A 257-nucleotide genomic window follows, 5' to 3' on the forward strand; every position below is an offset into this window, starting at 1 on the left:
AATGGGATACTGGTAATCCGAATTTGATCTTCATGCAAAGCAATTTTCATCGTGGCATGAACCCCATTTCAGAAAGTGTTTCAGACAGCTCGCCAAAGCGCTCAAGTTTCCCTTCTAGTTCTTTAACCTTGGCTTTCAGCTCAATATTTTCCGCTTCTAACACGGAAAGACGATTTGAATCCATAGCTCTGCGATTAGCAGTATTGTCATATAGCTTAGGTTTATCATTGAGACCTTTGACCGTTTCGGCTTCGGGC

1 pseudogene is annotated in these 257 nt (G+C 42.4%); it reads right to left on the reverse strand.

From position 1 onward, the window contains the following. Positions 1-46 precede the first annotated feature (46 nt). Positions 47-257, reverse strand: a pseudogene (locus B4920_RS26935) (hypothetical protein); the annotation flags it as partial.

Source organism: Zoogloea sp. LCSB751 (assembly GCF_002028455.1).
Classification (GTDB): Bacteria; Pseudomonadota; Gammaproteobacteria; order Burkholderiales; family Rhodocyclaceae; genus Zoogloea.